The sequence below is a fragment of the Pseudomonas donghuensis genome (assembly GCF_000696345.2).
GTDB lineage: Bacteria > Pseudomonadota > Gammaproteobacteria > Pseudomonadales > Pseudomonadaceae > Aquipseudomonas > Aquipseudomonas donghuensis.
Genome location: NZ_CP071706.1, coordinates 5,588,836 through 5,603,218 on the forward strand (window position 1 = coordinate 5,588,836; position 14,383 = coordinate 5,603,218).

12 protein-coding genes and 1 pseudogene are annotated in these 14,383 nt (G+C 62.4%); 7 read left to right on the forward strand and 6 right to left on the reverse strand.

The window, feature by feature from the left end; translation table 11 throughout:
• The first annotated feature begins 196 nt into the window (after nucleotides 1-196).
• Complete coding sequence (gene ppx / locus BV82_RS25975) at nucleotides 197-1,699, forward strand: exopolyphosphatase (protein WP_010221157.1); 1,503 nt, start codon at nucleotides 197-199, stop codon at nucleotides 1,697-1,699.
• Here the strand turns inward: ppx and ppk1 are convergent.
• Nucleotides 1,686-3,917: a polyphosphate kinase 1 gene (gene ppk1 / locus BV82_RS25980; protein WP_010221156.1), complete on the reverse strand. Its 2,232-nt coding sequence runs from the start codon at nucleotides 3,915-3,917 to the stop codon at nucleotides 1,686-1,688. The two genes, ppx and ppk1, sit on opposite strands and share 14 nt — an antisense overlap.
• A 19-nt stretch (nucleotides 3,918-3,936) precedes the next feature.
• Complete coding sequence (gene hemB, locus BV82_RS25985) at nucleotides 3,937-4,947, reverse strand: porphobilinogen synthase (RefSeq protein ID WP_010221155.1); 1,011 nt, start codon at nucleotides 4,945-4,947, stop codon at nucleotides 3,937-3,939.
• 207 nt (nucleotides 4,948-5,154) lie between these two features.
• Here hemB and BV82_RS25990 point away from each other — a divergent pair, with 207 nt between their 5' ends.
• Nucleotides 5,155-5,799: a DedA family protein gene (locus tag BV82_RS25990; RefSeq protein WP_010221154.1), complete on the forward strand. Its 645-nt coding sequence runs from the start codon at nucleotides 5,155-5,157 to the stop codon at nucleotides 5,797-5,799.
• 501 nt (nucleotides 5,800-6,300) lie between these two features.
• On the opposite strand, the pseudogene BV82_RS26550 reads toward BV82_RS25990, so the two are convergent.
• Nucleotides 6,301-6,927: pseudogene (locus BV82_RS26550) on the reverse strand (sterol desaturase family protein); the annotation flags it as partial.
• 113 nt (nucleotides 6,928-7,040) lie between these two features.
• On the opposite strand from BV82_RS26550, the gene elbB reads away from it, so the two are divergent.
• Nucleotides 7,041-7,709: an isoprenoid biosynthesis glyoxalase ElbB gene (elbB, locus tag BV82_RS26000; protein WP_010221152.1), complete on the forward strand. Its 669-nt coding sequence runs from the start codon at nucleotides 7,041-7,043 to the stop codon at nucleotides 7,707-7,709.
• A gap of 49 nt (nucleotides 7,710-7,758) precedes the next feature.
• On the opposite strand, the gene BV82_RS26005 is transcribed toward elbB, so the two are convergent.
• Both BV82_RS26005 and BV82_RS26010 read right to left on the reverse strand, forming a co-directional pair.
• Nucleotides 7,759-8,217, reverse strand: a complete 459-nt coding sequence (locus tag BV82_RS26005; protein WP_010221151.1) for a YaiI/YqxD family protein — start codon at nucleotides 8,215-8,217, stop codon at nucleotides 7,759-7,761.
• A 60-nt stretch (nucleotides 8,218-8,277) separates the two neighbouring features.
• Entirely contained in the window at nucleotides 8,278-10,176 is a 1,899-nt protein-coding gene (locus BV82_RS26010; protein ID WP_036994885.1) for a cytochrome c/FTR1 family iron permease, read from the reverse strand.
• A gap of 345 nt (nucleotides 10,177-10,521) precedes the next feature.
• Between BV82_RS26010 and BV82_RS26015 the strand changes: the two genes are divergently transcribed.
• Genes BV82_RS26015 through BV82_RS26030 form a run of 4 tightly spaced genes read left to right on the forward strand, consistent with a single transcriptional unit; the run spans nucleotide 10,522 to nucleotide 13,656 of the window.
• On the forward strand, nucleotides 10,522-11,919 hold the full coding sequence (locus BV82_RS26015; protein ID WP_010221149.1) for a COG3014 family protein: 1,398 nt from the start codon (nucleotides 10,522-10,524) through the stop codon (nucleotides 11,917-11,919).
• Between the two features lie 9 nt (nucleotides 11,920-11,928).
• The gene (locus tag BV82_RS26020) at nucleotides 11,929-12,300 is read left to right on the forward strand and encodes a YcfL family putative periplasmic lipoprotein (RefSeq protein ID WP_010221148.1); all 372 of its coding nucleotides are present in this window, start codon (nucleotides 11,929-11,931) and stop codon (nucleotides 12,298-12,300) included.
• A gap of 24 nt (nucleotides 12,301-12,324) precedes the next feature.
• Nucleotides 12,325-12,912, forward strand: a complete 588-nt coding sequence (gene lpoB / locus BV82_RS26025; protein ID WP_010221147.1) for a penicillin-binding protein activator LpoB — start codon at nucleotides 12,325-12,327, stop codon at nucleotides 12,910-12,912.
• 3 nt (nucleotides 12,913-12,915) lie between these two features.
• Nucleotides 12,916-13,656, forward strand: coding sequence for a hypothetical protein (locus BV82_RS26030; RefSeq protein ID WP_010221146.1), 741 nt, complete (start codon nucleotides 12,916-12,918; stop codon nucleotides 13,654-13,656).
• 50 nt (nucleotides 13,657-13,706) lie between these two features.
• Here BV82_RS26030 and BV82_RS26035 read toward each other — a convergent pair whose 3' ends face one another.
• Nucleotides 13,707-14,339 (reverse strand): LysE family transporter, encoded by a 633-nt coding sequence (locus BV82_RS26035; protein ID WP_010221145.1) that lies wholly within the window; start codon nucleotides 14,337-14,339, stop codon nucleotides 13,707-13,709.
• Nucleotides 14,340-14,383: the final 44 nt, after the last annotated feature.

Here is a 14,383-nt window from a genome sequence, read left to right on the forward strand (position 1 = left end):
CGCACCGGCTCACTACAGGAAGCCGGGAACGATTGAGTGTAACTATAGTTGTGCATGACCGCGCATATCGCTGCTGTCACGGGAAAGTCATATTTCCCGCACAACCTGCCCCATATCAAGCCTTGATACGCTGCGCGTTGGCGCCAGCGCCGGATCGTGGCAGGATTGCCGGGTTATCGACCGAGAACCCATGACCATGCCGCAAACCACAGCCAAGAATCTGTCCTTGATCGCTGCCATAGACCTGGGCTCCAACAGTTTTCACATGGTAGTTGCCAAGGCCCACCATAGCGAGATCCGCATCCTAGAGCGGCTCGGCGAAAAGGTTCAGCTGGCCGCCGGCATCAACGAAGAGCGCCTGCTCAGTGAAGAGTCCATGCAACGCGGCCTGGACTGCCTCAAGCGCTTTGCCCAGCTGATCAACGGCCTGCCCGATGGCGCCGTGCGCATCGTCGGCACCAACGCCCTGCGCGAGGCGCGCAACCGCGGCGAATTCATCCGCCGCGCCGAGGCCATTCTCGGCCATCCGGTGGAGGTCATCTCTGGCCGTGAAGAAGCCCGCCTGATCTACCTCGGTGTCTCGCACACCCTGGCTGACACCCCGGGCAAGCGCCTGGTCGCCGACATTGGCGGCGGCAGTACCGAATTCATCATTGGCCAACGTTTCGAGCCGCTGCTGCGCGAAAGCCTGCAAATGGGTTGCGTCAGCTACACCCAGCGCTATTTCCGCGATGGCAAGATCACCCCGGCGCGCTACGCCCAGGCCTACACTGCCGCGCGCCTTGAACTGATGAGCATCGAGAACGCCCTGCACCGCCTGACCTGGGACGAAGCCATCGGCTCCTCGGGGACCATTCGTGCCATCGGCCTGGCGCTCAAGTCCGGTGGCATGGGCAGCGGCGAGGTCAATGCCGAAGGCCTGGCCTGGCTCAAGCGCAAGCTGTTCAAGCTGGGGGAAACCGACAAGATCGACTTCGACGGGGTCAAACCCGACCGCCGGGCGATCTTCCCGGCGGGCCTGGCGATTCTCGAAGCGATTTTCGACGCCCTTGAGCTGCAGCGCATGGACCACTGCGACGGCGCCCTGCGCGAAGGCGTGCTCTACGACCTGCTCGGCCGCCACCACCACGAAGACGTGCGTGAACGCACCCTGACCTCGCTGATGGAGCGCTACCACGTTGACCAGGGGCAAGCGGCACGGGTCGAGCGCAAGGCCCTGCATGCCTTCGACCAGGTGGCCAAGGCCTGGGACCTGGAAGATGGCATCTGGCGCGAACTGCTGGGCTGGGCGGCCAAGGTGCATGAAGTGGGCCTGGACATCGCTCACTATCATTACCACAAGCACGGCGCCTACCTGATCGAGCACTCCGACCTTGCCGGCTTCTCCCGTGAAGACCAACTGATGCTGGCGCTGCTGGTGCGCGGCCATCGACGCAACATTCCCAAGGACAAGTTCGCCGAGTTTGGCGACGATGCCGTCAAGCTGATCCGCCTGTGCGTCTTGCTGCGCTTTGCGATCCTGTTCCACCACATCCGCGGCACCCAGCAGATGCCCACGGTGACCCTGCACGCCAAGGGCGACAGTCTGGACGTCGAGTTCCCTGCCGGCTGGCTGGACGAAAACCAGCTGACCCAGGCCGACTTCGGCCTGGAGGCAGAATGGCTGGCCCGGGTCGGCTTCGTCCTCAGCGTACGATAAGCACCGGGTTGCTCAGGCGCTCGAGCAGAGTGGCCTGGGCACTGCGCGGGTTCTGGTTGCCGGTTGGCGTGCTGCGTACGTAGCGGCCATCCGGCTGCAGGATCCAGGCGTGGGTGTTGTCGGTCAGATACCCTTCCAGTTCCTTTTTCACCCGCAGGATCAGTTTCTTGCCCTCGACCGGGAAGCAGGTCTCGACGCGCTTGTCGAGGTTGCGCTCCATCCAGTCGGCGCTGGAGAGGAACATCTGCTCTTCGCCGCCATTGAGGAAGTAGAACACCCGCGTGTGCTCGAGGAAGCGGCCGATGATCGAACGCACCTGAATGTTGTGCGACACCCCGGCAATGCCCGGGCGCAGGCAGCACATGCCGCGCACCACCAGGTCGATACGCACCCCTGACTGGCTGGCCTTGTACAGCGCGCGGATGATCTTCGGATCGGTCAGCGAGTTGAACTTGGCGATGATGTGCGCAGGTTTGCCGTCGAGGGCGAACTGGGTTTCGCGCGCGATCATGTCGAGCATGCCCTTTTTCAGGGTGAACGGCGCGTGCAGCAGCTTCTTCATGCGCAAGGTCTTGCCCATGCCGATCAGCTGGCTGAACAGCTTGCCGACGTCCTCACACAGGGCGTCGTCAGAGGTCAGCAGGCTGTAGTCGGTGTACAGGCGGGCATTACCGGCGTGGTAGTTACCGGTCCCCAGGTGCGCATAGCGGACGATCTCGCCGGCTTCGCGGCGCAGGATCAGCATCATCTTGGCGTGGGTCTTGAAGCCGACCACGCCGTAGATCACCACCGCACCGGCGGCCTGCAGGCGGCTGGCCATCTGCAGGTTGGACTCTTCGTCGAAACGCGCACGCAACTCGATCACCGCAGTGACCTCCTTGCCGTTACGCGCGGCGTCGACCAGCGCGTCGACGATCTCCGAGTTGGCCCCGCTGCGGTACAGGGTCTGGCGCACAGCCAGAACGTGCGGGTCCTTGGCGGCCTGGCGCAGCAGGTCGACCACCGGGGTGAACGACTCGAAGGGGTGCATCAGCAGGATGTCCTGCTTGCTGACCACGCTGAAAATGTTCTCGCTGTTCTGCAACAGCTTGGGGATCGCCGGGGTGAACGGCGTGTATTGCAGCTCCGGATGGCTGTCCAGGCTGGTGATGCTGAACAGCCGGGTCAGGTTGACCGGGCCGTTGACCTGGTACAGCTCGCTCTCGCTCAGGCTGAACTGCTTGAGCAGGTAGTCGGAGAGGTGCTTGGGGCAGGTGTCGGCCACTTCCAGGCGCACTGCATCACCATACCGGCGCGAGAACAGCTCGCCGCGCAAGGCCCGGGCCAGGTCTTCGACATCTTCGGAGTCCAGCGCCAGGTCGGCGTTACGGGTCAGGCGGAACTGGTAGCAGCCCTTGACCTTCATGCCCTGGAACAGGTCATCGGCGTGGGCGTGGATCATCGACGACAGGAACACATAGTTGTCGCCAGGCCCACCGACCTCTTCCGGCACCTTGATCACCCGCGGCAGCAAGCGCGGCGCCGGGATGATCGCCAGGCCCGAATCGCGGCCGAAGGCATCGACACCCTCAAGCTCGACGATGAAGTTCAGGCTCTTGTTCACCAGCAACGGGAACGGGTGGGTCGGGTCAAGGCCGATCGGGGTGATGATCGGGGCAATCTCGTCACGGAAGAACCGCCGCACCCAGGTCTTGAGCTTGGTGTTCCAGTGACGCCGGCGGATGAAACGGATCTGGTGTTTTTCCAGCTCCGGCAGCAGCACGTCGTTGAGGATCGCGTACTGGCGATCGACTTCGCCGTGCACCAGCTCGCTGATCCGCGCCAGCGCCTGGTGCGGCTGCAAGCCGTCGGCGCCGGCCTGTTCACGGGCGAAGGTGATCTGCTTCTTCAGGCCCGCCACACGAATTTCGAAGAACTCATCCAGGTTGCTGGAGAAGATCAGCAGGAACTTCAGCCGCTCCAGCAGCGGATAGGACTCATCCAGTGCCTGTTCCAGCACGCGGATGTTGAACTGCAGCTGGGACAATTCGCGGTGAATGTACAGGCTGCTGTCGTCCAGACCGGGAATGACGATCGCAGGCGCAACAACCGGCGCCGGTGCCGGGGCCTCGACCACCGGCTCCGCAACCGCAGCCGGCTGCGGCGGGGTCTCGATCATCTGCTCGGGCACAGGCTGGGCGTCTTTCACTGCAACGTCGGTAAGTGCTTCGTTATTCATCTAGCGTTCCTGAAGGGCGTTACTGCCCTCTCATCAATTGAGCAGCGCGAACAGCGAAATAGGTGAGGATGCCATCGGCGCCCGCCCGTTTGAAAGCGGTGAGGGACTCAAGGATAACCCCTTCACTGAGCCAGCCGTTCTGAATCGCCGCCATGTGCATGGCGTACTCGCCACTGACCTGGTAAACAAAGGTCGGCACTTTGAACTGGTCTTTGACCCGGTGCAGGATATCCAGGTACGGCATACCCGGTTTGACCATGACCATATCGGCACCTTCCGACAGATCGGCGGCCACTTCGTGCAGGGCTTCGTTACTGTTGGCCGGGTCCATCTGGTACGAGGCCTTGTTGGCCTTGCCCAGGTTCAGCGCCGAGCCGACGGCATCGCGGAACGGGCCGTAGTAGGCACTGGCGTATTTGGCCGAGTAGGCCATGATCCGCACGTTGACGTGACCGGCCAGCTCCAGGGCTTCACGGATGGCCTGGATGCGACCGTCCATCATGTCCGACGGTGCAACCACCTGGGCACCGGCGTCGGCATGGGACAGCGCTTGGCGCACCAGGGCATCGACGGTGATGTCGTTCTGTACGTAGCCTTCTTCGTCGAGAATGCCGTCCTGGCCATGGGTGGTGAACGGGTCCAGGGCAACGTCGGTGATCACCCCCAGTTCCGGGAACCGCTCACGCAGGGCACGGGTGGCACGCTGGGCGATACCGTCGGGGTTCCAGGCTTCGGCGCCATCCAGAGACTTCTTCTCCACCGGGGTCACCGGGAACAGGGCCAGGGCCGGAATCCCGAGGTTTACCCACTCTTGCGCAGCTTCCAGCAACAGGTCGATGGACAAACGCTCGACGCCCGGCATCGAGGCGACCTCTTCGCGGCGGTTTACGCCATCGAGGACAAATACCGGGAGGATCAGGTCATCGACAGTCAGAACATTTTCGCGAACCAGACGACGGGTAAAGTCGTCACGACGGTTGCGACGCAGACGGGTGGCAGGAAACAAACGGTTAGCGGGGGTAAAGCTCACGGCAGACTCCTGAGCCCGCGCAGGCGGGCGAGCGCGACAGTTATAAGCGGCCATTATGACGCCTGTATGACAGCCAAGGGCAACCCTGCGACTTGAGGACGCAGCCATTGTCCTTGTAGGAAATGTTCACGTCGAGACACATTTGGACACTTTCCCCAAAGGCCACGAAGGGTTAGGCTGCGCGTTCATTTCGCCAGCACCCAGAAAATGCTCCAACAATTCCTGCAGGATTTCGGCTACTTTGCCCTTTTTCTCGGTACGTTTTTCGAAGGTGAGACCATCCTGGTTCTCGCAGGCTTCCTTGCGTTCCGCGGATATATGGATATCAACCTGGTGGTCGTGGTGGCCTTCTTCGGCAGCTACGCCGGCGACCAACTGTGGTACTTCATGGGGCGCCGCCACGGGCGCAAGCTGCTGGCGCGCAAACCGCGCTGGCAGATGATGGGCGACCGTGCGCTGGAGCACATTCGTCGCCACCCGGACATCTGGGTCCTGAGTTTCCGCTTCGTTTACGGCCTGCGCACGGTCATGCCGGTGGCCATTGGCCTGTCCGGCTATCCGCCACGCCGTTACCTGCTGCTCAACGGCATTGGCGCGGCCATCTGGGCCCTGGCCCTGGGCGCCGCCGCCTATCACTTCGGCGCCATTCTTGAAGGCCTGCTGGGCAACGTGAAGAAGTACGAGCTATGGGTGCTCGGCGGCCTGCTGATGCTCGGCGGCTGCCTGTGGCTGCGTCGGCGCTTCAAGGCCGCGCGCGTTGCGCGCAAGGAAGCGGCTGCCATAGAGGCCGAACAGGCTGAGCAGACCATAGCCAAGCAGCAAGATCCAACCCAGGGCAGTGACCGGCCATAAGCCAGTAAACCCGGCCAGCACCATGGCCGGGATATTCACCGCCAGGCGCAGCAACTCCAGCCTCAAGGCCCTGGGCCGGTTCTCCAGCGCCGCACCCAGCACGAACAAGCCCCAAGCCATCAAGCCCCAGCCCAACAGCAAGGCCGCGACCGGCAGCTGTTCGGCGCGCTCCATCAAGTAACTGCCCAACCCCACATACACCGCGAACTGCAACGCGACGTAGAGCTGCTGCGGCCAGGCCAGGGGGACCTCGAACTTCTCGAAACGGCTCAGGTCCTGCTTGGCCTGCGGGTACCGCCGGGCCACGTCATCAGGGCGCCAGCCGGTGGGCATGAACCAGATGCGCAGCTTGTCCCACCAGCGTTCGGCCCGTCGCGCATCACTCCACAACTGGGCATAGAACTGCAGATTGGCCCACAGCGGGTTCCAGCTGGCCAGCGGCGTGGTCACGCCAAAAATCACCGGCTCGTTATCGTCCTCTTCCTGGAAGGTGCCGAATAGACGATCCCAGACAATGAACACCCCGCCGTAGTTGCGATCCAAGTACAGCGGGTTCTGCGCATGGTGGACGCGATGATTGGACGGGGTAATGAACAGCCATTCGAACCAGCCCAGCTTCGGAATGTGCCGGGTGTGCACCCAGAACTGGTACAAAAGGTTCAACGCCGCGACAGTGATGAACACCAGCGGTGGCACGCCCAGCACAGCCATCGGCAAGTAGAAGATCCACGACAGCAGGAAGCCGCTGCTGGTCTGGCGCAGGGCTGTGGACAGGTTGTAATCCTCGCTCTGGTGATGCACTGAGTGGGCGGCCCAGAGGATGTTGCGCTCGTGGCCCATACGGTGCAGCCAGTAATAGCAGAAGTCATAGAAAACAAACGCCAGCACCCATACCCACAGCGCCTCGCCCGGCAACTTGAACAACGCCAGGTGCTCCCAGGCCAGGGCATAGGTAACCAGGCCCACCCCCTTGGTCAGCAGGCCGGTGGTGGTCGACAACACGCCGGCGCTGAGGCTGTTGATCGCATCGGCCAGACGATAGGTACGCATGCCCCGCAAGTAATCCGCGAGCAGTTCGACCACAATCAGAACGAAGAAAAACGGTACCGCCAACAGGATCAGGTCCATGGGTCATCCATCTCCAGGCTATCCAGCAAGATTAGGCCGGGAATGGCGCAAACCCTATGGCGACATCTGCCAAACTAGAGGACATTTAGCGCCTCGAATCGGGAGTAGTGAGCATGACCCAGAAAAAAATTGCTGTGATTCTTTCCGGCTGTGGCGTGTACGACGGCGCCGAAATCCACGAAAGCGTGATCACCCTGCTGCGCCTGGATCAGCGCGGCGCAAAAGTGCAGTGTTTTGCGCCCAACATTGCCCAGATGCATGTGATCAATCACTTGACCGGCGAAGTAATGCCCGAGACTCGCAACGTGCTGGTGGAATCGGCTCGGATCGCCCGCGGCGAGGTCAAGGACCTGCGCGAGGCCGACGCCAAGGACTTCGACGCGCTGATCGTGCCGGGCGGCTTCGGCGCGGCGAAAAATCTCTCGAACTTTGCCGTTGAAGGCGCGGGCTGCAGCCTGCACCCGGACGTACTGGCCCTGGCCGAAGCCTTCGCCGAAGCCGGCAAGCCGGTCGGCCTGATCTGCATCTCACCCGCCCTGGCGGCAAAGATCTACGGGCCCGGCGTGGTCTGCACCATCGGCTCCGATGCCGGTACCAGCGCAGCCATCGTCAAGATGGGCGGCACCCACGAGGAATGCGATGTTCATGACATCGTCGAAGACACCCAGCGCAAGCTGGTCAGCACTCCGGCCTACATGCTGGCAAAAAGCATCAGCGAAGCCGCTGGCGGCATCTACAAGCTGATCGACCGGGTGCTGGAACTGACCCACGAGAATGATTGAACACTGGAGTGAGGCACAGATCCACTGTGGGAGCCGGCCAAGCCAGTGACTATGGCACCTGGCGCGCCAGGCGGGTCAGGATCCGGTCCAGGGCGTTGGCAAACGCCTGCTTCTCGCGGTCGCCATAAGGCGCCTGGCCACCACCGACCTGCCCCTGCTCGCGCAGGTCGGTGAACAGGTTGCGCACCGCCAGGCGTTCACCCATGTTGCGCTCGTCAAATTCCTTGCCGCGCGGGTCGAGGCAGGCAACGCCCTTCTTGACCAGGCGATCGGCCAGTGGCACGTCGCTGCAGATCACCAGCTCGCCCGGTACCGCGTGCTCGACCAGGTAGTCGTCGGCGGCATCCGGCCCACTGGGCACGACGATCAGCCTGACGCAGGCAAAGGCCGGTTTGATCTGGCTCTGGCCAGCCACCAGCACCACTTCCAGCTGACGCTTGAGGGCAAACTTGACCAGTTGATCCTTGGCCGCCTTGGGGCAGGCGTCGGCATCGATCCACACACGCATGGCACAGATTTCCAACAAAAACGGGCAAACAGTATCCCTGCTCGCCCGTTTTGCTTCAAATCAGCCCGCCGGTTGGCGACGCTGCTCGGCCAGGCGGCTGCGCCCGTAAAGGATGGCAATGGCCAGCAAGGCCACTACTTGCGCGGCCAGTGAATAGGCGTCGGCGTGAATACCCAGCCAATCGAAGTCGAAGAACGCCACCGGCCGCGTACCGAACACCCCGGCCTCCTGCAGCGCCTTGACCCCGTGCCCGGCAAACACCACCGACAAGGCGCACAGCAGCGCCGCGTTGATGCTGAAGAACAGGGCCAGCGGCAGCTTGGCCGAGCCGCGCAGGATCACCCAGGCCAGCCCCACCAGCAGCACCAGCGCCGTGGCGCCACCAGCCAGCACCGCGTTGTGGCCAGCTGGGCCGGCCTGCAGCCAAAGGGTTTCATAGAACAGGATCACTTCGAACAGCTCGCGGTATACCGAGAAAAACGCCAGTACGGCAAAACCGAAGCGCCCGCCGCCACCGACCAGGCTGCTCTTGATGTAGTCCTGCCAGGCCGCCGCATGACGGCGATCGTGCATCCACACGCCGAGCCAGAGCACCATGACGCTGGCAAACAGCGCCGTGCAACCTTCAAGCAATTCGCGCTGGGCGCCGCTGACGTCGATGACATACGCCGCCATCGCCCAGGTGGCGAGCCCGGCGAGCAGCGCCAGGCCCCAGCCGACGTTGACACTGCGCACCGCCGACTGCTGGCCGGTATTGCGCAGGAAGGCCAGAATCGCCGCCAATACCAGGATTGCCTCCAGGCCCTCGCGCAGCAGGATCAACAAACCGGAGATGTAGCTCAGCGACCAGCTCAGGCCATCGCCGCCGAGCAGTTCGGCGGCATCCTTGAGCTTGGCCTTGGCCGCACTCAGGCGCTGCTGCACGTGCTCAAGCGGCAAGCCGTCCTGCAATGACTGACGGTACGCCATCAACGACTTTTCGGTGTCTTTGCGGACATTGGCATCGACGTTGTCCAGCGAGCTTTCGACCAGCTCGAAGCCTTCCAGGTAGGCCGCTACCGACAGGTCATAGGCTTGCTCATGATCGCCTGCCTGGTAAGCCGCCAGGCTCTTGTCCAGAGTGCTGGCGGTGTAGTCCAGCAGTTGCCCCGGGCCACGCTGGACCTGCGGCGGCTGCGCTCGCTGGGCGCGGAATTGGGCAAGCGCTTCAGGCCCTTCACCGGCTTCGACTTCGGCGGGCGTCCGGCGGGCCAGGTCGGCCAGGTTGTAGGTCTTGTCGCCCTTGGCCTTGGCCGGATCGGCGGTGAAGCTGGCGACATAGGTCGCCAGGTCCCAGCGCTGGCGCTCATCGAGCTGGTCGGCGAACGACGGCATGTCAGTGCCTTCGATGCCCAGGCCAAGGGTGTTGTACAGGTCGAACAAGCTCAAGCGGTCGAGCCGTTCGGCGCTGCGCAGATTCGCCGGCGGCGGGCTCAGGCCCAGGCCTGCCGGGCCATCACCGGCACCGCTATCGCCATGGCACACCGAACAATGCTGGGCGTACAGCGGCGCGCCGCGGCTCGGGTCCGGGGTAATGATCGGCGCCTGGCTGACTTCATAGGCCACCGCCAGTTGTGCGCCGAGCAGACGGGCCTGACGGGCGACGCCAGGGCCGTCCTGACGCTGGCTGATCGCCTGGCGCAAGTTGACCACGCCCTGCTCCAGGGCCTGGCGCTCCTGGCGGGCTGGCAAGGCGATGATCAGGCCCTGCAGCACATCGATGAACTCGAGCTGCTCGCGGTATTCCCCCTCGTCGATGACCTTGCCCGCCTCGACGGTAGCCGGGTAGTCGGCACCGATGTAATCGAGCAAGTGCAGGGCCTTGGCGGCGCCATCGACGCTGCCGGCCAGCAGTGTGGCACTGCTCAGCGCCAGCACCGGCCAGAGCAGCCAGGCAAGTAAGCGGGAACGGGGAATCATGAGCGACTCTCAAATGAAAATACGAGGTAAAGCATTGTTCACTTCCACTGAGGTTCGCTCAAGGTTTGCCGGCGTAATCGTTGAAAAATTTTGTGACAAATATCCTGGGCATCCCGCCGATTAAAGCTAAACCGTTCGTCGGCCGATACGTGAATGCTGGCACAACGACAAAATCCAAAAGCAAAACGCCATTAATTAGCCAGCAAATGCGTTTATAATGCCGCGCCGTTATATAGCGGTTAAGAATTTAGGCTCCTGTTTTAATAGGATTTGGCGATATATGCCAAAGGGATACTCGCCGTCTCGCCCCCAGGCCTCTCATCAATTCAGGGAAGAAGAATTCAGATGGCATCCCGTGTCCTCACCGTCGCGACCCTGGTCGCGGCCGTCCAACTGGCTGGTTGCTCGGCCTTTCGCAGTTACGACAGCGAGCTTCAGGAAACCAACCAGCACCTGAGCAGCGGCAACGTCGATGCTGCCCTGCAACTGCTGGAAAAAAACAACAAGGGTGAGGACAAAGACCTTCTCTACTACTTCGAGAAAGGCGAACTGCTGCGCTCCAAGGGCGACCTGGCCGGCAGCCAGCTGGCCTGGCGCAGTGCCGATGACGTGGTGTTCAAATGGGAAGAGTCGGTCAAACTCGACACCGACAAGTACCTGAGCCAGTTCGGCAGCTACCTGGTCAACGACAAGGTGCGTCGCTACGAAGGCTATGACTACGAAAAAGTCATGCTGACCACGCAGATGGCCCTCAACCTGCTGGCCCAGAACGACTTCGACGGCGCCCGTACCGAGATCAAGAAGACCCACGAGCGCGAAGCGGTCATCGCCGAGCTGCGCGACAAGGAATACCTCAAGCGCGAGGAAGAAGCCGAGAAAGAAGGGGTCAAGACCGAGTACAAGGACCTTCAGGGCTACCCCGTGGCCGCCCTCGACGCCCCGGAAGTGGTCGGTTTGAAGAACAGCTACCAGAGTGCGTTCAGCCACTACCTGTCCGGTTATGTGTATGAAGCCCTGGGCGAAAAAGGTCTGGCTGCACCGGGTTACCGCAAGGCCGCCGAGCTGCGCCCGAACACCCCGCTGCTGGAGCAGGCCCTGCTCGAGCTGGACAAGCCAGCGGCGAAAACCACCGACAGCGACGTGCTGATCGTGATCCAGAGTGGCCTGGCCCCGGCCCGCGACTCCGTGCGCATCCCGCTGCCGTTGCCTATCAGCGGCAACCTGGTGATCACTCCGCTGTCGTTCCCGGTAATCAAGGAAGACACTTCCACCGCGCACTTCAGCGAGATCTACCTGAACGACCGCGAGCTGAAGCTGACCGCCCTCAACAGCACCACCGCCATGTCCCGCCGCGCCCTGCGTGACGACATGCCGGGGATCATCCTGCGTACCAGCGTACGGGCCATCTCCCGTGGCGTGGCGCAGAAGCAGCTGAACGACGTCAACCCGCTGGCGGGCCTCGCCGTGGGTATTGCTTCGACTGTCACCGAAGGCGCCGACACCCGCACCTGGCGCACCCTGCCCGATGAAACCCAGGTTGCCCGTGTGCGCCTGCGCCAGGGCGAGCACCAGCTGAGCCTGCCATCGAGCCTGGGCGGCAGTCAGGTCAGCGTGAAGATCGACCGGCCGTTCCAGGTCGTCACCCTGCGCGTGGTCGGCAACCAGGTCTTCGCCGGCGGCCCTGCCCTGCATGTGGAGCCGAAAGCCACTGCCCAGGCCGTCGCCAGCCTCAAACAACCTTAAGGAAGCGTCATGCGAATCAAACTGCTCGCCGTTCTCGTCACTGCCCTGCTGGCCGGTTGCGCAACCCCGCCACCACCAGCGCCTGGCAGCGCCGCCAGCAAGGTGGTGAAGATGGGCAACCTGAAGAACATCGAAACCGGCCCGATGCGCGTTGCGCGCGAGAACGGTTTCCTGACCGTCAAGGTGTCGTTGAACAACACCAGCGCCAGCAACAAGACCCTGTTCTACCGTTTCGCCTGGCTGGGTAACGACGGTTTCCCGGTTGCCGATGAAGAGAGCTGGAAGACCGTGACCCTGTACGGCAAACAGTCCAGCGTGTTGCCGGCGATCGCGCCCGTGCCGCAGGCCACCGATTTCCGCCTTGAAGTTCAGTCTCAGTAATCATTTTTGCAGGAGCACCTTTCCATGATTGCACGCATCTCCCTCGCCGCCCTCGCCATTGCACTGGTCAGCGGCTGCAGCACCCCGTCGCCAGTCCTGGGCGGCAAGAACATCGGCTATGGCGACAGCAAGGCCGTGGAGCTGGTCACCAACGAGTTCGGTTCGACCGACCTGCAGATGATCGCCGAATCCATGACCCGCTCGCTGGCCCAGTCCGGCATCCTTCAGGGCCGCCCGGTGGTGCAGGTCTATGACGTGAAGAACAAGACCAGCGAGTACATCGATACCCGCGAGATCACCACCTCGATCAAGACCCAGCTGATGAAGTCCGGCACCGCCCGCTTCGCTAGCGACAACACCCAGATGCAGAGCCAGGTCGACCAGCTCAAGCTGCAGAACCAGAGCGGCCTGTACAAGAAGAACACCGTGGCCAAGACCGGCAACATGATCGCCGCCAAGTACCGCCTGGAAGGCTCGATCAGCTCGATCGTCAAGCGCAGCAGCGACTACAAGGACGTGTTCTACAAGTTCAGCCTGCAGCTGATCGATGTTGAAAGCGGCCTGGCCGAGTGGATGGACGAGAAAGAAATCCGCAAGACCACGGAGCGCTAAGCAATGCGTGCATGGATGAGCATCCTGGGCCTGGCTTGCGCGTTCAGCGTGCAAGCGGCCCCCAAGGTCGCGGTGACCGACCTCGCCTACCAGGAGCGTGTGGAGCAGTACATCCACACGGTCTCGGCGCAAAGCAGTGGCCAGGCGAGCATGTACCACGCCAGTGGCTCGTCGAGCTACAGCGAGTACGAGAGCCGCGACAGCTACATCGAGCAGACTGAACTGCGCAAGTTCACTGGCGACATCAAGGGCGAGATTCTCAAGTCCGGGATGTTCCAGCTGGTTCAGGGCACGCCCTACACCGCCGATGCCAAAGGCGACGTGTATGACGTGATCCGGCGCATCAAGAACGGCAACTTCAAGGGCGCCGACTATGTGCTGTTCGGCACTTTGTCGGATATCGACTTCCAGCGCGACATTACCTCGCTGGACAACACCAACAGCTATTCGGCCATCCTTGGCCTGAGCCTAGTGGCCGATTTCAGCCTGATCAACACCAAGACCTACGAGATCACCTCGGCGTTCACCGCCATGGGCGAAGGCCAGGACACCAAGCTGGTCAACAGCCAGGATGTGCGCGTGACCCTGAACCGCCCACGGGTGGTGCGTGAGGTGTCGAAGGAACTGGGGATGGACGTTGCCCGGCAGATGGCCGAGCAACTGGGTGGTAGCGTACCGGGGCACGAACGTGCGCCAGCGCGCAACAACCTGCCGCCTGATGAGCCGGCGCAGATCCTGCGTTGAGACACAAAAAAGGCGACCTTCGGGTCGCCTTTTTTGTCTGCGATAGGTTCCTACACCGGTGCCCGGCGAATACTCGCCAGCAACGTAGCCGCGCCCAGGAACAACCCAGCAAAGGTCCGGTTCATCCGCCGCTGTTGCTTGGGCGTACGCAACAAGCGCAACACCTTGGCAGCGAGCCCGGTATACCCGGCCATGACCATCAGGTCGACCGTGACCATGGTCAGCGTAATGATCAGGTACTGCGGCAGCAGCGCGGCATGCGGGTTGATGAACTGCGGCAGCACCGCGAGCATGAAGATCAGCGCCTTGGGGTTGCTGACGTTGACCAGAAAGCCACGGAACACCAGGCTCAGCGGCTTGCCGATCGGTCGTACGGCGGAATCGTCGGTGATGTCAGCCGGCAGCGCACGCCACTGCTTAACCGCCAGGTAGACCAGGTAAGCCACACCAAACCACTTGATGACCTGGAAGGCAGTGGCCGAAGCCGCGAGGATGGCACCCACGCCGGCGGCAATGATCGCAATCTGCAGCACCAGGCCCAGCTGCAGGCCTAGCGCGTTCCAGTAGCCGCGCCAGAAACCGTATTGCAGGCCACAGGACATCGAGGCAATGGCCCCGGCACCCGGCGACAGACTGATCACCCAGCAAGCGGCAAAAAATGCCAACCACGTTTCCAATGACATCGCGCACCTCGGCACTGACTTGTTACAAACCTCTAAGCTAGTGC